Origin of the sequence: Streptosporangium sp. NPDC049248 (genome assembly GCF_040678965.1) — a bacterium.
Classification (GTDB): domain Bacteria; phylum Actinomycetota; class Actinomycetes; order Streptosporangiales; family Streptosporangiaceae; genus Streptosporangium; species Streptosporangium fukuiense.
In genome coordinates, this window is record NZ_JBFAQY010000034.1 from 29,634 (window position 1) to 52,901 (window position 23,268).

Here is a 23,268-nt window from a genome sequence, read left to right on the forward strand (position 1 = left end):
CCTGGCCCCCGGCCAACGCCACCAGGGCGGTTCGCCGAAAGGGGCGTCTTCACAGGTGGCGAGTTGGTCGTCTCGGGTGAGGCGCAGACTGCCCTGGACGTCGGCACCAGATGGCTGGCAGCAGCATCGGCTCGGGGTCAGCGGTCGTGGTCGGCGTTGCGCCACCACGCGAGAGTTGCTGCCATGCCGGCTGCGCCGGTGGTCAGGACGAGCAGGACGCTGATCGGTCCTGGCGGGTCGTGGCCGGGGCCGGCGATGCCTGCGTACAGGCCGGGTATCGAGTAGGGGAACCAGGCGCCGAAGCCGAGCGCGGCGATGATCTGGGCGGTGAAGGCCAGCACGAACAGCACGCCGACCGCGGCCAGGTAGCCGCGGCCGATGCTGGCGGCCAGCGCCAGCGGCGTGGTGAGGGCGGCCGACAGCGCGGCGGCGACCAGAATCTTCACGGCCCCGGCCGCGGTCGCCTGCGCCGACCAGCCGGGTAGTGCCAGCAGCGCGCCGAGCAGCAGGCCAAGTATGGTCGTGCCAGTGGCGAGCAGCAGGGCCCAGCCGGCGGATAGGGTGAACTTGGCGGCCACGATGGTGGTGCGGGACGTCGGCAATGCGAGCAGGTCTTTGGCGGTACGGTCGCTGAACTCGCGGCCGAACAGCCAGATGGCGATCATGCTGTAGACGAGCAGGCCACCGACGGCGACCGCTTGAGCCAGCAGGGCCAGGTAGCCGGGCCAGTCGGCGCTTGCGCCGGACAACTGTGCCTTGTCGCCGAGCAGTCCCATCGCGCGGGCGCGGGCGGGGTCGGCCAGGATGAACATGAACAGGCCGCAGACGAGGGTGACGATGGTGAAGGCGAACGCGGTGAGCCAGGGCAGGCGGCTGCGTCGTGCCTTGAGCAGTTCGCTCCGCAGCGCTTCACGCATGGTCGGCTCCGACGATGCGCAGGAAGTAGGCTTCCAGGTCTTCTTCCACCAGGTGGAGTTCGGTGGGTGGCACGCCGGCCTCGACCAGGATGGTGGCCACCTCCTCGGGCCGGGTCAGGGCGCGTTCGTCGCTCAGTTGCAGGCCGGGGTCGGGGTGGTAGCCGTGATCGCGCAGTACCCGGTCGGCTGTCGTGTCGTCGCGGGTGGAAACGTTCACGTGGCGGCGCCGGTGTCGGTCCAGGCTGGTGGCGTCGTGTTCGGCCAGCAGTCGGCCCTGGTGCAGGATGGCGATGCGGCCGTTCAGACGGGCGACTTCGGCTAGCAGGTGGCTGGAGATCAGCACGGTGGTGCCGTGCTCGCGGGCCAGGCCGGTCAGCAGAGTACGGATCTCCACCACGCCGGCGGGATCCAGGCCGTTGACGGGCTCGTCGAGGATGAGCAGGTCGGGGCGGTGGATGAGGGCTTTGGCCAGGGCCAGGCGCTGCAGGTTGCCCATCGACAGGGTGCGGGCGCGCCGCCCGGCGTAGGGGGCCAGGGCCAGCCGTTCGACGATGTCTTCCACGTGCCGGCCGGGGTGTTTCAGCCGGCGCAGGCGGGCGTACAGTTGGAGGTTTTCGCGCACTGTCAGCTCGGGGTAGGCGGCCGGGGCCTCGACCAGGTAGCCGGTGCGGGACCAGGCTGAACGCTGTCCGGCCGAGACGGCCGCGCCGAGCACCCGTGCCGATCCGGCGGTGGGGGCGATCATGCCGAGCAGCATGCGGATCAGCGTGGTCTTGCCGGCGCCGTTGAGTCCGAGCAGGGCGTAGATCTGGCCCGCTTCCACACTCAGGCCGACGTCGTCGACGGCCAGGGCGCCGGTGTAGTGCTTGGTCAGGCCGGTCACCTCGATGACCGGGGCCCCTGCGTTGCCCATCAGGTGCTCCTTCATTGCTGGGTGATGAGCATGAACAGTGCCCAGATGGGCAGCGCGTCCTGCAGGAGGATGTCGTGCCGGGCCGGCCGGGGATACGCCTGGATGGCGTATGGCATGGTCTTGGTCGGTGTGACGGGTGGTGGAGGCTCGCGGTCCGGCGCCGGCGGCGATGCCGCAGCCGAGCAGGGTTGTGGTCGGGCGCATCGGGAGCAAGCCTCCTAGCTCCGCGACCGGAAGATCGCGGGCCGACCAGGCTTCCCGGCTCACCGACGTTCGCGCCCCGGCTGGGGCGCGCTCCTACGACGCCTGGAATGTAACACCTGGCCGCCCGCTCGGCTAGGTGTCACACGACGTTCAGCCCTTGATGAAGCGGCGGGTCATATACCAGCGCACAGGCGGCAGGGAGGCCAGCCGCAGCGGTAGCAGGCTCAGCCACAGCAGTGCGGGGTTGGCGGGGGCGTAGACGCCTTTGACCCGGCGGCCGAGCTTCTGTTTGCGTTCGGCTTCGGGACGGATGGCGGCCTCCCACGCGGTCAGTGCTGCGGGGATGTCGCCGGGGTGGGCGGCCAGTTCGGTGCCGAGCCGGTCGGCGCCGCCGACGGCCAGCGCGGAGCCGTACCCGGCGAACAGGGTGACGCACCAGGCGGCATCGCCGAGCAGTAGCACGCGGCCGCTGCTCCAACGCGATGCCACGACCTGGCTGATGGTGTCGAAGTAGACCGAATCGGCCCGCGCCAGCCCGGCTAGGGCTTCGGGGATGACCCAGCCGAGGTCGCCGTAGACGCGTTCCAGCTGGGTGGTGACGTCCTCGTCTGGGCGGGCGTGGTCGGCGCGGTAGCCGAAGAAGGCGACGTTGCGGCCGTCGCCGACGCTGATGATCGCTGCGGTGCGGCCGCGCGATGACAGGGTGCCGGTCGCGCCGGGCGCGATGGCTGCGGGCCGCCGATCAAGCATGAAGACGGCGACCTTGTGCTCCAGGTCGAGCAGGAAGTCCTCCTCTGGGCCGAACAGCAGGGCGCGGGTGGCCGAGTGCAGGCCGTCGGCGCCGATCAGCAGGTCGGCCTCCTCGATGGTGTCGTCGCTCAGGGTGACGCGGACGGCGTGGTCGTCCTGGTCGATGGCGGTGAGGGTGGCGCCGAAGCGGATCTCGGTGTGGCCCTCGACCTTGTCGTACAGTGCGGTTTCGAGGTCGCCGCGCAGGATGGTGATCGAGCGGGGTCCGGTGGTGGCGGCGATGGTGGTGCGGTCGAGGGCGAAGCGGCGGGAGCCATCGCTCTTGTGGTAGACGAGCTCTTGAGTGTCGAAGGCACTGGCTCGCAGGTCGGGCAGGAGGCCCATGCGTTCGGCGGCGTCGTAGCCGATGCCGCCGAAGGTGACCGCGTAGCCGCCGCCGCGGCGTTCTGGCGCGCGTTCGACGATGAGGGTGTCCCAGCCGATCTGGTGCAGGCGCAGGGCGGTGGCCAGGCCGGCGATGCCGGCTCCGATGATGATGGCGCGCATGGTGAGGTGGTGCTTCCTTTAGTGGGAGAGCTGGTCGAGCAGCCGCTGTTCTGCGGCGGCATCCAGCCAGGTGTCGGGGGAGGGTGCGTCGGCGTGGGGCGCCGGGTCGCCTTCGGCCTGGAGCCAGGCCCAGGTGTCGGCGAGGGTCTCGCGCAGCGGGCGCGTGGTGAGCCCTTCGGCCAGGGCGGCGCCGACGTCGGCGTCGTGCATGCCGCGTGGCGCGCTGCCGTCGGGCAGCCGCAGCCCGAACTCCATGCCGAGCGGCAGACCGTGCCGCAGCAGCAGTTCCGGCGGCGCCCACACCAGTTCGGTGTCGAAGCCGGTGACCTGCTGTGCCGTGGTGAGCAGGTCGCCGAGGGTGATCGCGCCGGGTGGGCCGGTCACGGTGAAGGCATCGCCCAGGCCGCGGTCGGCGGCTTTAAGCATCCAGGCGGCCAGGTCGCGGACGTCGAGGTACTGCAACGGCGCCTCGGCGGCCGCGTGGCCGGCGGCCGCGCACCATCGGCGGCCGGGATCTCCACGTTCCGCCGGACGCGCACCCGGTGACGCAGGGCGGGGCGCACGCCGTACAACCGGCTGAGCAGGGTCATGGCCGGTCACCTTTCTGTCGACGCTGATGAGAGGTCACATCGCCGACCAGGCTTCCCGGCACACCATCGAACCTCTCGCGAGGCCGATACGAGGAATATACCGATTTTTCAGAAATTTCTGAAGTGTCGAGGTGTTCGGTATCCTTATTCTCCTTAAGGAGGCGAGCGCGTGAATGACCGGTATGAGCGGTGGCAGGCGGCGGAACGACTGGCCCTGACGCTGATTGAGGGCGGATTGCAGCGCATGGCCGCGCGCACCCTGGCAGTCTTCCTGTTCAGCGACCAGGACAGTGTCACCGCCGGCGAGATCGCCAACCGGCTGGAGGCCAGCGCAGGCTCGGTCTCGGGCGCGATCAAATCCCTGGCGACGGTCGGACTGATCGAACGCCTGCCATCGCCCGGTAGCCGGCGCGAGCACTACCGGCTCCGCGACGACGCCTGGTCCACCTTGTTCACCAGCCAGAACACCGTCATTCAGGCCATGCTCCAGGCCGCGGTCGCCGGGATCGCCGCCACTGACGAGGGCGATCCCGCCCGTCAGCGCCTGGCACAGATGCACGCCTTCTACGAGTTCCTGCTCGGCGAGCTCCCTGCCCTGCTGCACCGCTGGCACCAGCAGGCCCGCTGACCCAGCCCAAGACCCAAGAAGCGGTAGCCGAGCTCAGCCCGCGGTCTCGATGTAGAGCACGCCGGTGAGCGGGACGAGGGCAATCGTCACAGGGGCTTGAGCCGGGCGCGCAGAAGGCAGAACTCGTTGCCCTCGGGGTCGGCCAGGACGTGCCAGCTTTCGGTGCCGGTCTGGCCGATGTCGACGGGCCTGGCGCCGAGAGCGAGCAGTCGTTCCAGCTCGGCATCCTGGTCGCGGTCGGTGGCGTTGACATCGATGTGCAGCCGAAGCCTTCCCGTCCGGGGGGTATCGGTCGGGCTGAAGACGAGAGTGGGCTGCGGGCCGCCGAAACCGGCGTCGGGCGGACCGATCTCGATGCTTCCGTCGGCCTCCCGCTCGAGTTCGACGTAGCCGAGGACGTCGCTCCAGAATGCGGCCAGCCGGTCGGGGGCCGCGGCGTCGATGACCAGTTCGCTGATTCGGCATGCCATGGCCGTCACTATACGTAGATCAGGGTGATCAACGGGAAGGCCGGGTTCTCCCGAAGCTGCGCCGAGTCGCAAGGGCGTCCCAGGGCCTCAGGTGTCAGGCAATGGTTTCGTTGTGGTGTGGTCAAGCGGTGGTCTCCTCGTAGAGGGTGCCGGTTTTGAGGCACTCGTGCAGATGCCGACGAGCCGGTTGGCGACCTGGCGCAGTGCTGCACCGCCACCGCCGAGCCCACGACAATCGAGCGACTCCGGGTGTCGGGCTCCCGGCCGGTCACCGCCCGTCCGGTCAGCGCGGTGGCGACAGCGGCCGCCGCTTGCCTCTTTCACCATGACATGGGCATTCCGCGCGTTCCAGCTGACGTTTACGCGGCTTTGGTCGTGAGTCTTCCCAGGAGCGGTAAGGAGTCGTTATGGGGGGTGCGTCTGGTCGTGAGGGGAGGCTCAAGTGAGCGCGTGGCATCGGTGTTCCATCAGGATCCGCTTGACCGTGGTGGCAGGCGCCGTCATGGCGCTGATCTGTACCGTTGTCGCGGTGCTCGCCCTGTTGGAGGTACGGGACGCCGCCGTCGAGGACCGGACGAAATGGCTCACCACCCACGCCGTGGAGATGGCCAAGAAGATACGCCACAGCGGTGTATCCCCCAACCTGCTGTCGGACGGGCACAATGAGGCGGTTCAGGTGTTCGACCCGGCCGGCACGCCGGTCGCCGCCACCCCGGGCTTCGGGGCGCGTGAGCCGCCGATAACCAACCTTCGCCCCGATGTCGACTCCTACACGATCGCGCGGTTGTGTGATCTGCGTGCGTTCCCCGGCCAGTGCAAGATCGTGATCTCCTACCCTGTGCACAAGGCCGACGGCGTCTGGTCGCTCAACATGGCCGTCGCCGATGTTCCCTGGTACGTGGGCCCCCGGCTGCTGATCCCGCTCGCCGCCGGCTGGCTCCTGCTGGTCGGGGCGACCACGGCGGGCACCTACCGGACCGTGGGCAAGACCCTGGAGCCGGTGCGTGCGATCAGCGGCAAACTCGCCCAGATCACTGCGAGTGACCTCGGCCACCGGGTGCCGGTACCGAAGTACCAAGGCGAGCTGCGCGACCTCGCCGAGATCGCGAACAAGACCCTGGACCGGGCACAGTCGGCGGTCGAGCAGCAGTTGCGGTTCGCCTCGGACGCCTCCCACGATCTGCGCAGCCCGCTGGCCGCGATGCGCCTGCAGATCGACGAGGCGCTCGCCTACCCGCGGGAGACCGACTGGCCGCGAACGGCGAACGCGCTGCTGGACAGTATGGAACGGCTTCAGGACCTGGTCGCCGACCTGTTGCAGATCGCCCGGCTGGATGCGGGCATCAGCGGCCGACACGATCCCATCGACCTGACCGGCCTGGTGGCGGCCGAGCTGGACCGGCGCCCCCGCCGGGTCACGGTGATCCGCCACCTCACCCCCGGCGTGGTGATCAAGGGGGAGCGGATCGGCCTGGCCCGGCTGCTGAACAACCTGCTGGACAACGCCGAACGCCACGCCGACTCCACCATCACCATCAGCCTCACTCTGAAGGCGGGTACGGCGGCGCTGGAGGTGTGCGACGACGGCGAGGGCATCGCCCCCGACCAGCAGGAGGTCATCTTCCAGCGGTTCGCCCGCCTGGAGGCCTCCCGCAGCAGGGACGCCGGCGGTACCGGGCTCGGCCTGCCGATCGCCCGGCAGATCGCCGAAACCCACGGCGGCACCCTCACCATCGAAGACAGCCCCCGCGGCGCGCGGTTCGTGCTGCGCCTGCCCGGTCATGCCGCATCCCCCGCGGATCAGGCGCATCTGCCGACGGAGGTGTGACCTCGGGAACCGGCGACTGGCAACGCGCCCGGAAAAAAAAGGGGGGGTATGCCGGAAGCCTGCCATGCTGTGGCAAGCAGCCGATTTACTGCGGTGGGCACAAAGCCAGATCGAGTTCACGACCTCGACGAAAGGACTGCCGGGCGGTCGAAGTGCGCGCGTACCCCAGGCGGACGTGTCCGACCGGTTCGGCGCCGACGTTCGCGGGCCGGGGCGATTCGGTCCACACCGACCCTGGTTAGCGCATCGGTCGCCTGGCCGGCCAGCTCGACCCGCACGACCGGCAGGCGCTCGCCGCGTCGCTGCCTACGAGCACTACCAGGTGAGCGTCGCCGGTATTCCAGTGCACTTCATGCACAAGCCCGGCCGTGGCCCTCGCCCGATTCCGTTGATCCTCACCCACGGCTGGCCGTGGACGTTCTGGCACTGGTCGAAGGTGATCGATCCGCTCGCCGACCCGGCCGCGTTCGGCGGTGACCTCGCCGACGCGTTCGACGTCATCGTGCCGTCCCGGCCCGGCTTCGGTTTCCCCGGCCCGCTCACCGGCTTTTCGGACGTCAACTTCTGGAAGGTCTCCGACCTCTGGCACACCCTGATGACCGAGACCCTGGGTATGAGAAGTATGCCGCCGGGGGCTGCGACATCGGCGGGATCGTCTCCAGTCAGCTCGGCCACAAATACGCCGACGAGTTGTACGGCATCCACATCGGCTCCGGGCTGCCGCTCGACTTCTTCACCGGCCCCCGGGCCTGGGACTTCGCCCGGAATCGGCCCCTCACCGACGACCAGCCCGCCGACGTCCGCGCCCGGATCGTCGAGCTGGACCACCGCTCGGCGGCCCACCTCGCCGTGCACATGCTCGACGGCGCCCCCCTGGCCCACGGGCTGAGCGACTCACCCGCCGGACTGCTCGCCTGGCTGCTGGAGCGCTGGAACGCCTGGAGAGACAACGGCGGCGACGTCGAGTCCGTCTTCACCAAGGACGACCTGCTCACCCACGCACGATCTACTGGGTGAACAACTCCATCGCCACATCCATGCGTTACTACGCCAACGCCAACCGCTACCCCTGGGCCCTCGCCCACGACCGCACCCCGGTCGTGCAGGCCCCGGTCGGCCTCACCTTCGTCCTGCGCCGCACCTTTCACGGCCGCAGGCCCTGAACGACCCGGCTCGTCTTGCGACGGGGCAGGCGAACGGTGCCTGGCGGGGGCGTGCGCGTCGGCCGACAAGCCCGTAGCGCCCGCCACGCCGTCCGCCTGAGCCGGCCTCCCTGCGGAACCCCGCTCGCCACCCTCCCGGGAGCCCCTGTCATGCTCATCGTCACGGCTGTTCCGTTGGGCGGGCCGGCCCTCGACTCTCAGGACGCGCGCGGCCCTGCCACGAGCTCGCCGGCCTGGACGACCGCGAACTCGACCTGGCCCTGGCCCTCCTCCCAGTTGGCGATCAGTGTGCAGCCCTCGTCGGCGAGCAGGTCGCCGCCCGACCGCTCGGTTCGCAGGTACATCAGCCCCTCCTCGCCTTCGGTGCAGAAGAAACTCAGGTGGGCGAACAGCTCGGGCGGCGTGAGGTCGGCCAGCGCCTCCTGCCAATCCTCGGCCGCCTCCGCCTCGAGGGGAAGGAGGCTTTCGGGGCCCGTGCCGAGCGCGGTGGCGACCCGCATCGCGTCGAAGAGCGTGCCGTCCGAGACCAGCCGCGGGTGGCAGACGGTCCAGGTGCCGCGCAGATCGGATGCGGCGAGGTCGTACCGTGCCAGCAGGGGAGCCAGGTCGCAGCCCAGGACGAGCCGGCCCGCGAAGCACGCCGCCACGAGATCCGCCTCGAACTCCGGCGGCAGCCCGGCCTTGTCGAACTCGAAGATCGACCGGCTCGCGTCGAACTCCAGCAGCGGCTCCTCCAGGTCGAAGATCGGGCAGTCCCAGACGACCGGCTCGGCGCCGCGGAGGGCGGCCGGGTTCACCCAGGCGGTGTCCTGCGCAAAGCCGAGCTCGTTGATGAGGTTGCCGCCGAAGAACGTCGCATAGACGGCGTCGGCGTCGAAACTCGCCAGCGGACGGCCGAGCAGGATCTCAAAGGCGCCGGTCAGCTGTTCTAGCCACGGGCCCGAAATGTTCGCAGAAGCGGATCTCATGCCGGGACCGTATAGGCCAGGCCCGTCATTCCGGAGCGGGTTCGTCAAGCGGGCCGGGGCGTCGGCCGCTGAGATGGAGCGCACCGCTGAACTTCTTTGAGTTGGCGCGTAATGATGGGGCCGCTCCACACATGAGAGGCATGCCGGTATTTCGTGCTGACTAAGGAACCGCTCATCGTCCTGCGTCGCTTGGAAGCCGCCTGCCACGCCGGCTACGGCTTCCGCGCCATCACCGGGCTGTACGCCGGCACCGGCCCGGAGCAGCCCTTCGTGCTTGAACTCCCGAGGGGTTGATGTCTGCCGTTCGTCGCTACGCGGGTTCCGGACGCATGGCTTTGAGGAAGACCTCGACGAGGGTGTCGGCGTATTCCGGGGTGAGCGGGCCGGAGCGGAGCAGCCATCGCTGGTAGAGGGGCGCGTACAGCAGCTCCAGCGCCAGGTCGAGGTCGGCGTCCGCGGCGAGTTGCCCGGCCCGCTGCGCGCTACGCAGCCGCGCCTTTTTCGCCTCGTTCACCGGATCGGCCAGCTTCTCGCGATACTGGGCGGCCAGGCCGGGATCGTTGATCATCTCGATGTTGAGCGCGCGGATCGGCGCCTCGGACGCAGGGTCGGCGAACTCGGCCGCCGTCGCCCGCATCACCATCTTGAGGTCGGCCTCCAGGTCGCCGGTGTCGGGCAACGCGATGCCCTGCTCCGGGCCTGCCTCGCTGAGCGCGAGGAAGGCGTCGAAGATCACTGCGCCCTTGGAGGGCCACCAGCGGTAGATGGTCTGTTTCCCGACGCCGGCCCGGGCCGCGATGGCCTCGATGGTCAGCTTGGCGTATCCCACCTCGGAGACCAGGTCGCGGGCGGCGGTGAGGATGGCCTGCCGGGAACGCTCGTTGCGGCGGGCGGGATTGGGCTGCTTGGCCATGTCCCGGAGCATGCCACACTAACAAGACGATACGTTCCGTCTCGATATCGCACTTCGACGAGACGTACCGTCTTGTACGGCATCACCTCATCCAGATGCGGCAGGTCGAAACCTTTGAGGTTCGCCAGCCCGAACTCGGTGTGCCGGCGCTTGGTGGCGATGTCGTGTACCCGGCGGGCCACGGCCTCCCCGTCGTGCCCTGGCCGCGTGCTCCCGACGCCGCGGCACCCGGGGCCGGGATACCTGCGTTCACGGCAAGATGGTGATCTTGCCATGGGTCCGGCCCGCCTCGCTCCTGCGGTGGACCAGCGTGAGGTTGGACAGCGGGTGGGATTCGGCGACGTCGACGACGAGCACGCCGGCGTCGAGGAGTTCGACGATCTCGCTCAGTTGCTTGGTGTCGTTGCGGGCGACCATGTGCAGGGCGGTGACATCGGCGTCGGCGGGGAGTTCGACGAGGGTGGTGACGGAGGCGATGACGCCGCCCGGCCGCAGGAGGGAGACCAGGATCACCGCGGCCTCGGGGGAGACCGGAGCGAGGTTGACGACGGCATCGACCGGGCCGTCCAGCGCATCTGCGAGAGCGGTGGTCGTGTAGTCGATGATCTGGTCGGCACCGTACCTGCGGACCGCCGCGGCGCTGCGGCCGCTGGCCGTGGCGGCCACTGTCGCACCGGCGTGCCTGGCGAGCTGGACGGCGAACATTCCCACACCGCCGCCGGCGCCGTTGATGAGCACGCGCCGGCCCGCGGTGATGTGGGCGTGCTCGAACAGCGCCTGCCAGGCGGTGAGCGCGGCGACGGGGATCGCGGCCGCGTCGGTGAGGGGGACGGTGGCAGGCGCCTTGGCCAGCACGTCGGCCGGGGCGGCGACGTACTCGGCCGCGGCGCCGCCCGCGTCGAGACGGCCGATGACCCGGTCGCCCACGGCCAAGCCCTCCACGTCGTCGCCGACCTCGGCGATCGTGCCGGAGACGTCCCAGCCGAGGACGCAGGGCAGGTCCACCGGCAGCACGGCTCGTAGTACCCCGGACCGCAGCGCCGTTTCCGAAGGATTGAACGAGGTGGCAGCGACCCGGATCAGGACCTCGCCCGGCCCGGCGGCGGGTCGCGGTACTTCTTCGTATCGGATGACGGAGGCATCGCCGTACTCATGGATGCGGGCGGCCTTCATGGTGTCGCGAAACTCGCCCGCGTGGTCGGTCACCCAGGTACGGAACGTGCGGGCCGGGGCTCCGGTGACCTCTGCCACCGTGGTCGTGGCCGCTCTTGGTGCGGTCACCATCTCGGCCTGGGCCTGGAGGATGCCGTTCACGGCCGCGGGAGGCCAGCCCTGGGTGAGCATCTGCTGCCGCGCGACCTGCGGCGAGGTCTCCTCCCAGTGCACCGGGCGGCCGATCACCTCCCCGATGATGCTCGCCTGTTCGGCCTGGGTCAGTATCTCGGGCCCGGTCAGCTCGTAGATCGCGCCGTTGTGCCCGTCGTCGACGAGTGTGCGCACCGCGACCGCCGCGAGGTCCCGCTCGTGCAGCGGGGGCATGGCGGCCGTGCCGTAAGGCCCGCGCGCGACTGCCTCGGCGCGGATCTGCCCGGCCCACCGCAGGGCGTTGGCCGCGAAGGCGTGCGGCCGAAGGAACGTCCATTCCAGCCCGGACCGCTCGACCAGCTGCTCGATCTGTTGTTCGTAGCCGCGTACGGCCGCCGAAGACAGGTAGACGACGCGGCGGGCATGCGTGGCGACCACGTCCAGAACCGCGGGCATGCTTTCGGCCGTAGCGAACGGCCAGAGGAGAAACACGGCCTCGACCCCGTCCAGGGGCGCGTGCAAGGTGTCCGGATCGGCCAGGTCGCCACGCACGACCTCGACGCCGTCCGGTAGGCAGGCCGCTTCAAGATCGCGGGCCAGCGCGCGAACCCCGGCCCCCGCCTCCAGCAATTGCGCGACGACCTGCCGGCCGACCGTGCCGGTCGCCCCGGTCACCAGAATCCTGCGTTGCCCCGGCATGAAAGACTCCCAACGGTTGATCACTTCGTGTGCACTTAACCGTATGGGGATGAGAAGAGACATCCAATGTGTGAAAATCTAATATTTATATGTATACGTCTTCTTAGCGCCGTCGAGATAGACTCTCCCTATGGATGTGCTCAGCGATGTGATCGCCGCGATGCGCGCCGGGGAACCTCGCTCGGCGCGCGTCCAGTGGTACGCCCCCTGGGGGCAGCGGTTCCCCACGGTGCGCGGCTCCGCCGGCTTTCAGGTGGTCCTGCAGGGATCGTGCCGGCTGATCCCCCCGGACGGCGGCGCCCCCATCGCGCTGAACGTCGGCGATGTGGTGTTCCTGCCCCACGGAAGCGGTTACGCGCTGGCCGACAGCCCTGGCACCCCGTTGACCGAACCCGTCTGCGACCCACTGAACGACCCTCGATTCGAAGACCGCTATGCCTCCGCGATCGTGGGGAAGACCGGGCAGGACGGCTCGCAGGCGGTCACCGTGACCCTCTGCGGTGGATACCGGCTCGACCCCAGCCGAGCCCATCCGCTCCTGGCCGATCTGCCCGAGATCGTTCACCTGCCCGCCCGCCTCGGGCACCGCCCCGAGCTGCGCGCCGCGGTCGACCTACTCGGCGGCGAACTCGACAACCCCCGCCTCGGCGCCGACACCGTCGTGCCCGCCCTGCTCGACATGCTGCTGCTCTACATCCTGCGCGCCTGGTTCGACGAACAGTCCGAACGCGGCGCGACCGCCGGTTGGGCGGCGGCACTGGGCGATCCGGCGATCAGCGCCGCACTGCACGCCCTGCACCGTGACCCCGCACTCCCCTGGACGGTTGAGACACTCGGCACCCGGGCGGGACTGTCCAGGGCGGCTTTCTCCCGGCGCTTCACCACCCTGATCGGCCAGCCGCCCCTCACCTATCTGACCTGGTGGCGTATGACCACTGCAGCCCGGCTTCTCCGCGAGTCCGACGCCCCGCTCGGCGAGGTGGCCCCCCGGATCGGCTACACCTCGGAGTTCGCCTTCGCCACCGCCTTCAAACGGGAGTACGGCATCGCACCCGGCAAGTACCGACGACAGAGCCGAGCGGAAACCCAGGGCGGTGAACTCGACGTAATGGCCTAGCGCCGGTTTTCGCTCTGTTCTTCCTCAACCCCCGTAGCCTGCACGGATGTCCGAAGTGCTTGCGCTGTCGGCGTAAGGGACCAAAGGCGGTTCGGCGGACCTCGAGGTCCGGGCATATTTCCGGCATTGCCTGGACCGTATCCCGGTGTGCTGCCGCCGAGCGGGCTCTGCACCTTTCAGCAGCGCGCGTGTGATGCGTAGGCGGTGAAGCGTCCGGCTTTGCGGCTTCGGTCGGGTGCCAGGCGAATAGCCACAGCGGTGCGGCCGGATCAGTGGTTACACGTCCCAGGTGACCGGGAGGCTCTTCACCCCGTAGATGTCCGCGGTCTCCGGGCGCAGGGCGACCTCCTCGGCCGGTACGGCCAGGCGCAGCGTGGGGAAGCGGTCGAGCAGCGCGGGGAGCGCGACCCGCATCTCGACGCGGGCCAGTTGCTGGCCCAGGCACTGGTGGATGCCGTGGCCGAAGGCCAGGTGCCCGCCATCCTGCCTGCCAAGGTCGAGCACGTGGGGGTCGGCGAAGCGCTCGGGGTCGCGGTTGGCGGTGTTGTACGACAGGATGACCGTCGTGCCGGCCTCGATGGTCTGGCCGCCCAGCTCGACGTCCTCCAGTGCGACCCTCAGGAACTGCTTGGCGACGCTCAGATACCGCAGCAGTTCCTCCACGGCCCGGTCGGTGAGCGTGGGGTCGGCGCGCAGCGCGGCCAACTGCTCCGGGTTCCGCAGCAGCGCGAAGGTGCCCAGCGCCAGCATGTTCGCGGTGGTGTCGAACCCGGCTGAGAGCAGGATCAGGGCCATGCCCTTCAGCTCCTCGTCGGTCAGGTCGCTGTCGAGCAGGTCGCTGAGCACGTCGTCGGTGGGGTCGGCGCGCTTGGCGGCCACCAGTTCGGCGAGGTAGTCCTGGGTCGCGGTGTAGGCCGCGAACATTTCCTCGTCGCCGGCCTCCCCGCCGAGGAACGTGTCGATGTTCTCCTGGAAGCGGCCCCGGTCCTCGTAGGGCACGCCCAGCAGCTCACAGATGATGACGGAGGGGATGGGCTTGGCGAACGCGGTCACCAGGTCGGCCGTCGGGCCGGCCTGCTCCATGGCGTCCAGGTGCTCGGCGGTGATCTGCTCGACGCGTTCGGTGAGCTGCCGCATCCGCCGTACGGTGAACCTGCCCACCAGCGGTTTGCGGTAGCGGCTGTGCTGTGGCTCGTCCATCAGCAGGAACTCGCCGGGCGGCGCCGGGGGCACCTCGATGTCGCCGTAGTCGACCAGCGGGTGGTGGCGCATCAGCTCCCTGCGGGAGCTGAACCGAGGGTCGGCCAGGATCGACCTGACCAGGTCGTAACCGGTGACCAGCCGGCCCTGGTGACCGCTGGGGAAGGTGTAGCGGCTGATCGGGCCGTGCTCGCGGGCGTCGAGCAGTTCCTTGGGCGGGTCGAAGGGGCAGCCGGGCGGGCGCGCCGTCGGCATCGCCGTGAAGGTGTGGACAAAATCGTTCATGACCTTTCCTTTCGATGTGCAGGCACGCGGCCGGCCTAGGAGATCTTGCGGCGGTAGGTCCTCATGGCGAAGACGTACGCGACGGCGAGGATGCCGGCACACCAGGCGAGGGCGACCCAGATGTCGGTGCCGACCGGCTGCCCGGTGAACAGGGCGCGGATGGCGTTGACGATGGAGGTCACCGGCTGGTGCTCGGCGAAGGCGCGCACCGGGCCGGGCATGGTGTCGGTGGGCACGAACGCCGAGCTGAGGAAGGGCAGGAAGATGAGCGGGTAGGAGAACGCGCTCGCACCTTCCATGGTCTTGGCGGACAGACCGGGGATGACGGCGATCCAGGTCAACGCCAGGGTGAACAGGATCAGGATGCCCGCCACCGACAGCCACGCCGGCACTCCCGCCCCCGAGCGGAAGCCCATGAGCAGGGCCACGAGCATCACGACCACGAGCGAGATCAGATTGGCGACCAGCGAGGTCAGCACGTGCGCCCACAGCACCGACGACCGCGCGGTCGGCATCGACTGGAAGCGCTCGAAGATGCCGCCCTTCATGTCCATGAACAGCCGGTACGCGGTGTAGGCGATGCCCGAGGCGACCGTGATGAGCAGGATGCCGGGCAGCATGTAGTTCACATACGAGTCCGACCCCGTTCTGATCGCGCCGCCGAACACGTAGACGAACATCAGCATCATGGCGATCGGCATGATCGCGGTCGTGATGATGGTGTCCGGGCTGCGCGTGATGTGGCGCAGGGACCGTCCCAGCAGGACGGCGGTGTCGCCGAAGAAATGCTTGCTCATCGTGGTTCCTTATGCCTTCGTGCCGACGAGGGTGAGGAAGACGTCCTCGAGCGTCGGCTGCTTCTCGACGTATTCGACCCTGGCGGGCGGGAGCAGTTGCTTGAGCTCGGCCAGGGTGCCGTCGACGATGATCCGGCCCTCGTGGAGGATCGCGATCCGGTCGGCGAGTTGTTCGGCCTCGTCCAGGTACTGCGTGGTGAGCAGCACCGTCGTGCCCCGGTCGGCGAGTTCCCTGACGGCCTGCCACACCTCGATGCGGGCCTGGGGGTCCAGGCCGGTCGTCGGCTCGTCGAGGAAGATGACCGGCGGATCGCCGATCAGGCTCATTGCGATATCGAGGCGGCGGCGCATGCCTCCCGAGTACGTCGCCGCCTTCCGCCCGCCCGCGTCGGTCAGTGAGAACCGCTCCAGCAGGTCGTCGGCGATCTCGCCTGGGTTCTTGAGGTGCCGCAGCCGAGCGACCAGTACGAGGTTCTCCCGCCCGCTGAGGATCTCGTCCACGGCGGCGAACTGCCCGGTGAGGCTGATCGACTCGCGCACGTTCGCGGCCTGCGTGGCGACGTCGAAGCCGTTGACGCGGGCGGTGCCCGCGTCGGCCTTGAGCAGCGTGGACAGGATCTTCACGGCGGTGGTCTTGCCCGCTCCGTTGGAACCGAGCAGGGCGAAGATGCTGCCCCGCGCCACCTCGAAGTTCACACCACGCAGCACGCGCAGCTCCTTGTACGACTTCTCCAGGCCGAGCACCTGGATCGCCGGGGCTTGCTGGGGTGTCATCACTCTGTCCTGTCTCGTGGTGGGGTGGTGTCGCCGGCGGCACGGGCGATGGCGCTGGTGAAGCGGTTGCGTTCGCGGGCCCGGTACTGGCCGAGGGGGTAGTTGGCCATGAACGTCTCGACGAACTCGATGGGGTCGTCGCCGAAGAGGTCGCGGATCGGGGTGGCGTCGGCCGCGCTCTGCTCGAACAGGTCGGCGAGGTCCTCGTACATCGCCATCGCGCCGACGCCGTCGGCCGGCCCGAAGTGCATCAGGTAGCGCTCCAAGGCTTCGACCGCGATGCGGTAGTTCTCGGGCAGCCGCTTGATGCGTGCCTTGTACTGCCGGTAGCGCTTCTTCTCCTCCAGCGATCCGGTGACGATCTCCAGGTACTGCAGGTAGCGGCTCTTCGACTCGTTCGATCCTGTGGTCATGTCTGCTTGCCTCCCTTGCGGAGCTGTTCGAGCCGGTCGGCCAGGAAGCTCCAGGTTCGCCAGAACTCTTCGAGGTACTCCCGCCCCTGGTCGTTGAGGGAGTACACCTTGCGCGGCGGCCCCTTCTCCGACGGGACCTTCTCCACGTCGACCAGGCCGCGCTGCTCGATCCTGACCAGCAGCGCGTAGATGGTGCCCTCGGCGATGTCGGAGAAGCCCTGATCCCGCAGCTGTGCCGTGATCTCGTAGCCGTACGCGGGGCGGCCGGACAGGATCGCCAGGACGATGCCCTCCAGCGTTCCCTTGAGCATCTCCGTCACGAGCTTGCCCATGGGACGCCTCCTTTCAGCTACTTGGTGTTGCTGACTACCAGTACAAAGTAACGCTGACTACCTGTACTTAGCAACACCGAATAGCTGAGGTGCGAAGCGAAAGCTTGAGCGTGTGGGTGCGGGTGGCCTGATCGCTGTTCGTGAGCGAGTCCGTCACCCCTTAGGCGAAGACGGGCTCCGTCGGCTCACTGGAGAGTCTGAGCGAGATCCTCGGCCACGCGATCGACGACGGATCCCGCTTCGTCGATGCGGAGCAGGTCGACGCGGCCGCAGCGGGCGGTGGTCTTGTTGAGCCGTCTGTCGTCGGCGGCCTCGACCGGATCGCATCGATCACCGGCTTGAGGAGATCCGGCGGCGACGCACGCGGAGCCGTCTTCTTCCTCGGCTGCTGCCAGGTCGACTCCAACGCCCTGTGCACGGTCGGAGTCGACGGGGGTTACTTCTCGGCCGTGCCGGGTTTCCTGCTGATGGACTCCTGATGGATGTCCGCGTAGGTGCGCGAGTCCTTGATCAGGTCGTCGCAGAAGGTGGCGACATCGTCGCCGATGAGTTCTAGGACTCCCTTGCCGGCCGCGACGCCCTCCTCGAAGAAATCGAGGATCCCTGAGAGCAGGGGCCCGTCAAGCAAGTCGACCGGTCCAACCTTGAAGACGTACCTCTGAATCTCCTTGTAGACGATCTGATAGTCCGGTGGGAGCGCCTTGACTCGCGTCATGTGCGCCCGCCACTGCCTCTTGCCCTCGATGATGTCCTGGATGCCCACGTCAGCCTCCTAACCGGCCCAATTTCTTTGCGACGTTCCTGTTCAACTGCTCGCGCCACCGGTCACGATGGCTCCGGGCCCCTTCTCCGCCGGCCAGCGCCGCGCAGAAGCCCTCGATGTCGTCACCCAGCACCTCGTGAATGCTCTGCCCATCGGAGGCCGTCTCTTCGAGCAGCCCCAGAGCATTGTCGAGAATCGGCATCAGGTTTCGACCTGTGAAGTCCGAGTAGGGAGAAAGATGACCCTTGATCTCTTCCCATGCCGCCCGGTAGTCGGCCGGCAATGCCTCGGCCCGGGCTTCGAATGCCTTCCATTCCCTGGTGAGATCGCTGCCTGTCATGCTCTCCCAGAAGTTCATCTCCCGCCCTCCTTGAGCTTGTCGATCCGTGATGTGATGTACTCCCATTTAGCCCAGAACGTTGCGAGTTCTTCGCGCCCCGCGTCGTTGAGCGCATAGAACTTGCGCGGGGGGCCCAGCCCGGACGGTCGTTTCGTCGCCTGGACGAGCCCGTTCTTCTCCAGCCGCAGCAGGATGGTGTAAACCGTCCCCTCGACGACGTCGGCGAAGCCGAGTTCGTTCAGCCGGCGCGTGATGGCGTACCCGTAGGTCTCCTCGCTGCCGATGATTTCAAGCACGCAGCCCTCAAGGGTGCCCTTCAGCATCTCCGTCAGGTCGTCCATCGTGGTCCTCTTCGATCTCCTGGTACTTTGTACTACCGAGTACCACTACACGGTATCACGGAGTAGTGAACCAATGTCCGGCGAGCGCAGACCGCGGAAGCGATTCGAATCACCGGCCCGCGACCGGATGCTCGACATCGCCATCTGGCCCGGCGGCGTCGGCTCCTTCGTGGACGTCGTGGTCTGGCCGGCCGACCCCAAGCACTTTTCTCCCGCACTTGGTCACCGGTCATCACCGGCTCCACCGTGGCGCCGTCGAGGCCATCGGCGGCCGCCCCGGCCGCGCCTCCACCGAGACCGCACGGCTGCACGTGCTGCTCGATGACAAGATCGCAGACGCCGAAATCCGCGATGCCCGCCGGCGCCGAGATCGGACAGTCCGGCGGTCCTGGATCAATGAGCCACAAGATCAACGCTGCCTGGGGCTTACGACACGTTTCTTACCGCTACTCCTCTTTGGATGACTCGGCGGGAAAGATACAGGTCAGGGCGCGGCGCAGGGTGGTGGCGAAGGATTCGGGGTTGCCGGGTTCGAGCCAGTGCCGCCCCGCCACGCGGATGGCGCCGGTGATCGCGGCGGCCGTGACGGCGGGGAACAGGTCGCGCTGGGGGTCGGTGCCGGTGCGGGCCGCGATCGCCTCGGCGAGCGGGCCCTCCGCCATGCTGAACGCCTTCAGCGCCTCGCCTTCCAACTCGGGCGTTGACATGATCATGCGTAGGCCGGCCTTGTCGGGTTCGGGGTCGGTGTAGAGCTCGATCACGGCCGCGATGACGGCCTGATCGAGTGGTTCGCCGGCGGGCCGGGAGCGCAGCGCCTGCCCCGCGCGCCTGGACTGGTCGGCCTGGAAGGCGCAGATCGCCTCCGCCCTGCTGGAGAAGTAGTTGTTGTAGGTGCGAGGTGAGACGCCCGCGGCCGTGGCGATGTCGTGGACACGCACCAGGGCCAGCCCGCTGGGGCCCTGCTCGATGGCCAGGCGCAGTGCGGCGTGGCTGATCGCCTCTCGGGTGGCCTGGCTGTTGCGTGCCCGGAGGTTCATGGCGTCGTCGTTCATGGGTCAACTCTATCCAACGCTGCGCGCCACGCACTATATGCGTGACGCGCAAGTTGTGGATAGAGTGCGACGGAGCACCTGGCACGCACGCCTGGAGAGTGCCGACCACAAGGTGTGTGCCGGGGCGGCGAGGTCCGTCGGCGGGTTGGCCGCCCGCCGCCAGACCGTCCGTCGCGGGCGCCGTCCCGGACAGCCCCCTACCAAGAGCAGGAGCAGGAATGACTTCGAAGATGATCGCGTTCGACGAGGACGCCCGACGCGCTCTCGAGCGCGGCATGAACCAGCTCGCCGACGCCGTCAAGGTGACCCTGGGTCCCAAGGGCCGCAACGTCGTGCTGGAGAAGAAGTGGGGAGCTCCCACGATCACCAACGACGGCGTGTCCATCGCCAAGGAGATCGAGCTCCAGGACCCGTGGGAGAAGATCGGCGCCGAGCTGGTCAAGGAGGTCGCCAAGAGGACCGACGACGTCGCCGGTGACGGCACCACCACCGCCACCGTGCTCGCCCAGGCACTGGTACGCGAGGGCCTGCGCAACGTCGCCGCCGGCGCCAACCCGATGTCCCTGAAGAAGGGCATCGAGGCCGCCGTCGAGCAGGTCAGCGAGGAGCTCTCCAAGCTCGCCAAGGAAGTGGAGACCAAGGAGCAGATCGCCTCCACCGCCTCCATCTCCGCCGCCGACCCTGAGATCGGCGCGCTCATCGCCGAGGCGATGGACAAGGTCGGCAAGGAAGGCGTCATCACCGTCGAGGAGAGCAACACCTTCGGCCTGGAGCTCGAGCTCACCGAGGGCATGCGCTTCGACAAGGGCTACATCGCCCCGCTCTTCATCACCGACTCCGACCGGCTCGAAGCGGTCCTGGACGATCCATACGTCCTGATCGTGAGCGGCAAGGTCTCCGCCAACAGGGACGTGGTGCCCCTGCTCGACAAGGTCGTGCAGTCCGGCAGGCCACTGCTGGTCATCGCCGAGGACGTCGAGGGCGAGGCCCTGGCCACCTTGATCGTCAACAAGATGAAGGCAGTCTTCCGGTCGGTGGCGGTCAAGGCTCCGGGCTTCGGTGACCGCCGCAGGGCCATGCTGGGCGACATCGCCATCCTGACCGGTGGTCAGGTCATCGCCGAGGAGGTCGGTCTCAAGCTGGAGAACACCACTCTCGACCTGCTGGGCCGGGCCCGCAAGGTTGTGGTGACCAAGGACGAGACCACGATCGTCGACGGCGCGGGTGACGCCGAGGCCATCTCCGGCCGGGTCGGCGAGATCCGCGCCGAGATCGAGCGTACCGACTCCGACTACGACCGCGAGAAGCTCCAGGAGCGCCTGGCCAAGCTCGCCGGTGGCGTGGCCGTCATCAAGACGGGCGCGGCGACCGAGGTCGAGCTCAAGGAACGCAAGCACCGCATCGAGGACGCCGTTCGCAACGCGAAGGCGGCCGTCGAGGAGGGCGTCGTCCCCGGCGGTGGCGTGGCCCTGCTGCAGGCCGGCGCCAAATCCTTCGACAAGCTCGAACTCGTCGGCGACGAGGCCACCGGCGCCGCCATCGTGCGCAAGGCTCTGGAGGAACCGCTCAAGCAGATCGCGGTCAACGCCGGCCTCGAGGGCGGCGTCGTGGTGGAGCGGGTCCGCAACCTGCCCCCGGGGGAGGGCCTCAACGCGGCCACGGGTGAGTACGTCAATCTGTTCGAGGCGGGCATCATCGACCCGGCCAAGGTGACGCGCTCGGCGCTGCGGAACGCCGCCTCCATCGCGGCGCTCTTCCTCACCACCGAGGCCGTCATCGCCGAGAAGCCGGAGAGGACCCCGGCCGCCCCCGCCGGCATGCCCGGCGGGGACATGGACTTCTAGCCCGTCTCTTTCTCGTATCTCCTCACCCGCACGAACACACACGGAGGCTCCTGATGCGTGCCTACGGTGTCACCTACGACACCGGCTTCCTATCTGCCGGAACCACCACCCACGAGCCCTTCGACCCTGACGCGGTACGCCGCGAGATGCAGATCATCCGTGATGAGCTGCACTGCGACGCGGTCCGCATCACCGGAGGAGACCCGGACCGTCTTGAGACCGCCGCACGCCATGCCGCCCGCGCGGGCTTGGAGGTCTGGTATTCGCCGTTCACCAACGGCCTCACCCAAGAGGAGCTGATGACGTTCATCGTCGACGGTGCCGAACGGGCCGAACGCCTACGCCAGGAGGAAACTCCCGTCGTATTCCTCACCGGCTCCGAGATCAGCCTGTTCACCAGTGGATTTCTGCCCGGTGACAGCCTGAAGGAGCGGCTTGGTCTGATGGCCGAGCCCGCGCGGCTGCGCGCCGCACTCCCCGAAGTGCCCGCCCGGGTCAACACCTTCCTCACCCGAGCCGCCGCGGCGGTGCGCGAACGGTTCGGCGGTCCGATCAGCTACGCCTCCCTGCCCTTCGAAGGCGTGGACTGGGCTCCGTTCGACATCGTCGCCACCGACGCCGGATATCGCGACGCGACCACCGCGCACGGTTTCCGTGAGGGCCTGCGTGCGCAGACCTCGCAGAGCAAGCCGTTCGCCGTCACCGAGTTCGGCTGCACCACCCACCGCGGAGCCGCCGAACTGGGCGCACGCGGCGACTCCATCGTCGAATGGGACGAACACGCCCGCCCTCGCCTGATCACAACCGTCATGCGGGACGAAGAAGAACAAGCCGAATACGTGCGCGAACTCCTCGACATCTACGACGAGGAGGGCACGGACACGGTGTTCGTCAACACGTTCGCCCGCCGTGACCTGCCGACGGCCTCCGAGCCCGGACGGGACTTCGACACCGCCAGCTTCGGCATCGTCAAGATCCTGGAGCACGGCCGCACAGGGACGACCTATCCGGGGCTGCCGTGGGAACCCAAAGCCGCCTTCCACACCCTGGCCGAATACGGACGCGCCAGGACGGCCGAGACCGAAAAGAGGACCATGACGTGAACGTGGCATTCCTACTGGGGGCAGCTTTGTCGATTCCTGGGAAGTGAATCCTCGGCGCGCGATGCCACAGACCGCTCGCGGGAGATCATGTGGCAAGGCCACATTCCACAACCGCACCGTCTGGTAGGTGCCTGAGGCCAGACGTGAGCCGTCCTGGCTGAGGGCCACCGAGTTCACCGGACCGTCGTGCCCGGTCAAACAGCACGTGCGGGCCGGCTGAGCAGGTCGGCCATGCTCGCTCGCGCATCGTCGATCGGGGAGACGGCCCACGCCGCCGCGGCAAGCCGCGCTGAGGTCACCGGATCGCCGGGGAGAGATTGGCTGTAGACGGCTGTCTGGCGGGAATGGCTGTGACCATCGAGACGGCCGTCTATCCGCGATCCGGACCTGGCTTGACGGTGCCGCCCGAGGTCGCTTCGGGCTTGGTATGGAGGACCTCGCGAGCCTGCTCCGCGGCGCGGGTGAGGCTCTCGCCGACGAAGTCGAGGAAGCGAGCGATATTTTCGAGGCGGGTGGCGGCCGGGGTGTCAGGACCGAGGATGCCGACGCCCTGCCGTGCGGTCTCGACGAGCTGGGCGTTGGATCGGGCGCTGGCGATCATCGCCTGGTACCAGAGTTCGTCGTCGACGACGTAGCGCTCGCGGCGGCGTTCGTCGCGTTCCCGGCGCACGAGGTCCTGGCTCTCCAGGAACGCGATCGCCTTGGAAATGGACGCCGGGCTTACCTGGAGGCGCTGGACGAGTTCGGCCGTGGTGAGGCTGCCGGCGTCGGTGGTGTAGAGGCAGCCCAGCACCCGGGACATCATCTTGGGCAGGCCCGATTGCATGAGGACGGTGGTGAACGTCTCTTCGTACTCGCGCACGGCCTCGGCGTCGCGTCCGTAGGGCTGAGAGGGCGCCCCCTGCCCCGGGGGCGCGGCCTGCCTGCGCCGGTGGGTGCGGCGTTCGGTGGCGCGGTGGGCCAGGTCGGCGCGGTAGGCGGAGATCAGCACCGGCAAGGGCGACATCCGCATC

26 protein-coding genes and 1 pseudogene are annotated in these 23,268 nt (G+C 68.5%); 8 read left to right on the forward strand and 19 right to left on the reverse strand.

What is annotated here, in order from left to right:
* Positions 1-137: 137 nt before the first annotated feature.
* From AB0K21_RS38635 to AB0K21_RS38650, 4 genes are all read right to left on the reverse strand, one after another.
* Positions 138-917 (reverse strand): ABC transporter permease, encoded by a 780-nt coding sequence (locus AB0K21_RS38635; RefSeq protein ID WP_343973958.1) that lies wholly within the window; start codon positions 915-917, stop codon positions 138-140.
* Complete coding sequence (locus tag AB0K21_RS38640) at positions 910-1,830, reverse strand: ABC transporter ATP-binding protein (protein ID WP_343973955.1); 921 nt, start codon at positions 1,828-1,830, stop codon at positions 910-912. Before AB0K21_RS38640 ends, AB0K21_RS38635 begins: the two co-directional genes overlap by 8 nt.
* Positions 1,831-2,184: 354 nt before the next feature.
* Complete coding sequence (locus AB0K21_RS38645; RefSeq protein ID WP_343973952.1) at positions 2,185-3,330, reverse strand: FAD-dependent oxidoreductase; 1,146 nt, start codon at positions 3,328-3,330, stop codon at positions 2,185-2,187.
* A gap of 18 nt (positions 3,331-3,348) precedes the next feature.
* A complete protein-coding gene (locus tag AB0K21_RS38650; protein WP_364157240.1) occupies positions 3,349-3,792 on the reverse strand; it encodes a hypothetical protein in 444 nt (147 codons plus the stop codon).
* 297 nt (positions 3,793-4,089) lie between these two features.
* Between AB0K21_RS38650 and AB0K21_RS38655 the strand changes: the two genes are divergently transcribed.
* The gene (locus tag AB0K21_RS38655; RefSeq protein WP_343973946.1) at positions 4,090-4,548 is read left to right on the forward strand and encodes a MarR family transcriptional regulator; all 459 of its coding nucleotides are present in this window, start codon (positions 4,090-4,092) and stop codon (positions 4,546-4,548) included.
* 86 nt (positions 4,549-4,634) lie between these two features.
* Here the strand turns inward: AB0K21_RS38655 and AB0K21_RS38660 are convergent, their stop codons facing one another.
* Complete coding sequence (locus tag AB0K21_RS38660) at positions 4,635-5,018, reverse strand: VOC family protein (RefSeq protein ID WP_364157244.1); 384 nt, start codon at positions 5,016-5,018, stop codon at positions 4,635-4,637.
* Between the two features lie 484 nt (positions 5,019-5,502).
* Between AB0K21_RS38660 and AB0K21_RS38665 the strand changes: the two genes are divergently transcribed.
* The 3 genes from AB0K21_RS38665 (at position 5,503) to AB0K21_RS38675 (ending at position 8,009) form a co-directional block, all read left to right on the forward strand.
* Positions 5,503-6,846: a HAMP domain-containing sensor histidine kinase gene (locus tag AB0K21_RS38665; protein ID WP_343974025.1), complete on the forward strand. Its 1,344-nt coding sequence runs from the start codon at positions 5,503-5,505 to the stop codon at positions 6,844-6,846.
* 690 nt (positions 6,847-7,536) lie between these two features.
* Entirely contained in the window at positions 7,537-7,863 is a 327-nt protein-coding gene (locus AB0K21_RS38670; protein ID WP_343974031.1) for a hypothetical protein, read from the forward strand.
* Positions 7,860-8,009 carry a hypothetical protein gene (locus tag AB0K21_RS38675; RefSeq protein ID WP_343973938.1) on the forward strand — a complete coding sequence of 50 codons (150 nt, stop codon included), beginning with the start codon at positions 7,860-7,862 and terminating at the stop codon, positions 8,007-8,009. Before AB0K21_RS38670 ends, AB0K21_RS38675 begins: the two co-directional genes overlap by 4 nt.
* A 197-nt stretch (positions 8,010-8,206) precedes the next feature.
* Here the strand turns inward: AB0K21_RS38675 and AB0K21_RS38680 are convergent, their stop codons facing one another.
* Positions 8,207-8,977, reverse strand: coding sequence for a hypothetical protein (locus AB0K21_RS38680; RefSeq protein WP_364157247.1), 771 nt, complete (start codon positions 8,975-8,977; stop codon positions 8,207-8,209).
* A 153-nt stretch (positions 8,978-9,130) separates the two neighbouring features.
* Between AB0K21_RS38680 and AB0K21_RS38685 the strand changes: the two genes are divergently transcribed.
* Positions 9,131-9,271, forward strand: coding sequence for a hypothetical protein (locus AB0K21_RS38685; RefSeq protein ID WP_364157250.1), 141 nt, complete (start codon positions 9,131-9,133; stop codon positions 9,269-9,271).
* 16 nt (positions 9,272-9,287) lie between these two features.
* Here AB0K21_RS38685 and AB0K21_RS38690 read toward each other — a convergent pair whose 3' ends face one another.
* Together AB0K21_RS38690 and AB0K21_RS38695 are read right to left on the reverse strand one after the other, a co-directional pair.
* On the reverse strand, positions 9,288-9,890 hold the full coding sequence (locus tag AB0K21_RS38690; RefSeq protein ID WP_343973929.1) for a TetR/AcrR family transcriptional regulator: 603 nt from the start codon (positions 9,888-9,890) through the stop codon (positions 9,288-9,290).
* A gap of 249 nt (positions 9,891-10,139) precedes the next feature.
* Entirely contained in the window at positions 10,140-11,894 is a 1,755-nt protein-coding gene (locus AB0K21_RS38695) for an NmrA family NAD(P)-binding protein (RefSeq protein WP_364157253.1), read from the reverse strand.
* 130 nt (positions 11,895-12,024) lie between these two features.
* Here AB0K21_RS38695 and AB0K21_RS38700 point away from each other — a divergent pair, with 130 nt between their 5' ends.
* Positions 12,025-13,011, forward strand: a complete 987-nt coding sequence (locus AB0K21_RS38700) for an AraC family transcriptional regulator (RefSeq protein WP_343973923.1) — start codon at positions 12,025-12,027, stop codon at positions 13,009-13,011.
* Between the two features lie 276 nt (positions 13,012-13,287).
* On the opposite strand, the gene AB0K21_RS38705 is transcribed toward AB0K21_RS38700, so the two are convergent.
* The 9 genes from AB0K21_RS38705 to AB0K21_RS38745 form a co-directional block, all read right to left on the reverse strand.
* The gene (locus AB0K21_RS38705; protein ID WP_364157256.1) at positions 13,288-14,496 is read right to left on the reverse strand and encodes a cytochrome P450; all 1,209 of its coding nucleotides are present in this window, start codon (positions 14,494-14,496) and stop codon (positions 13,288-13,290) included.
* Between the two features lie 35 nt (positions 14,497-14,531).
* Complete coding sequence (locus tag AB0K21_RS38710) at positions 14,532-15,293, reverse strand: ABC transporter permease (RefSeq protein ID WP_343982560.1); 762 nt, start codon at positions 15,291-15,293, stop codon at positions 14,532-14,534.
* Between the two features lie 9 nt (positions 15,294-15,302).
* Complete coding sequence (locus tag AB0K21_RS38715; protein WP_343982563.1) at positions 15,303-16,067, reverse strand: ATP-binding cassette domain-containing protein; 765 nt, start codon at positions 16,065-16,067, stop codon at positions 15,303-15,305.
* Positions 16,067-16,480: a DUF1048 domain-containing protein gene (locus AB0K21_RS38720; protein ID WP_343982567.1), complete on the reverse strand. Its 414-nt coding sequence runs from the start codon at positions 16,478-16,480 to the stop codon at positions 16,067-16,069. Before AB0K21_RS38720 ends, AB0K21_RS38715 begins: the two co-directional genes overlap by 1 nt.
* Positions 16,477-16,812 (reverse strand): PadR family transcriptional regulator, encoded by a 336-nt coding sequence (locus AB0K21_RS38725; RefSeq protein WP_343982571.1) that lies wholly within the window; start codon positions 16,810-16,812, stop codon positions 16,477-16,479. The genes AB0K21_RS38720 and AB0K21_RS38725 overlap by 4 nt, the downstream gene beginning before the upstream one ends.
* Before the next feature lie 436 nt (positions 16,813-17,248).
* Positions 17,249-17,575, reverse strand: coding sequence for a DUF1048 domain-containing protein (locus AB0K21_RS38730; RefSeq protein WP_343982574.1), 327 nt, complete (start codon positions 17,573-17,575; stop codon positions 17,249-17,251).
* Position 17,576: 1 nt separating this feature from the next.
* Positions 17,577-17,933 (reverse strand): DUF1048 domain-containing protein, encoded by a 357-nt coding sequence (locus AB0K21_RS38735; RefSeq protein ID WP_343982577.1) that lies wholly within the window; start codon positions 17,931-17,933, stop codon positions 17,577-17,579.
* A complete protein-coding gene (locus AB0K21_RS38740; protein WP_155350237.1) occupies positions 17,930-18,256 on the reverse strand; it encodes a PadR family transcriptional regulator in 327 nt (108 codons plus the stop codon). The genes AB0K21_RS38735 and AB0K21_RS38740 overlap by 4 nt, the downstream gene beginning before the upstream one ends.
* Before the next feature lie 446 nt (positions 18,257-18,702).
* The gene (locus AB0K21_RS38745) at positions 18,703-19,308 is read right to left on the reverse strand and encodes a TetR family transcriptional regulator (RefSeq protein ID WP_343982588.1); all 606 of its coding nucleotides are present in this window, start codon (positions 19,306-19,308) and stop codon (positions 18,703-18,705) included.
* Positions 19,309-19,526: 218 nt separating this feature from the next.
* Between AB0K21_RS38745 and groL the strand changes: the two genes are divergently transcribed.
* Entirely contained in the window at positions 19,527-21,152 is a 1,626-nt protein-coding gene (gene groL, locus AB0K21_RS38750) for a chaperonin GroEL (RefSeq protein WP_343982591.1), read from the forward strand.
* A gap of 53 nt (positions 21,153-21,205) precedes the next feature.
* Complete coding sequence (locus AB0K21_RS38755) at positions 21,206-22,255, forward strand: hypothetical protein (RefSeq protein ID WP_343982593.1); 1,050 nt, start codon at positions 21,206-21,208, stop codon at positions 22,253-22,255.
* Between the two features lie 114 nt (positions 22,256-22,369).
* Here AB0K21_RS38755 and AB0K21_RS38760 read toward each other — a convergent pair.
* Positions 22,370-22,525 (reverse strand): annotated as a pseudogene (locus AB0K21_RS38760) (WD40 repeat domain-containing protein); the annotation flags it as partial.
* A 100-nt stretch (positions 22,526-22,625) separates the two neighbouring features.
* Positions 22,626-23,267, reverse strand: coding sequence for a MarR family transcriptional regulator (locus AB0K21_RS38765; RefSeq protein WP_343982595.1), 642 nt, complete (start codon positions 23,265-23,267; stop codon positions 22,626-22,628).
* Position 23,268: the final 1 nt, after the last annotated feature.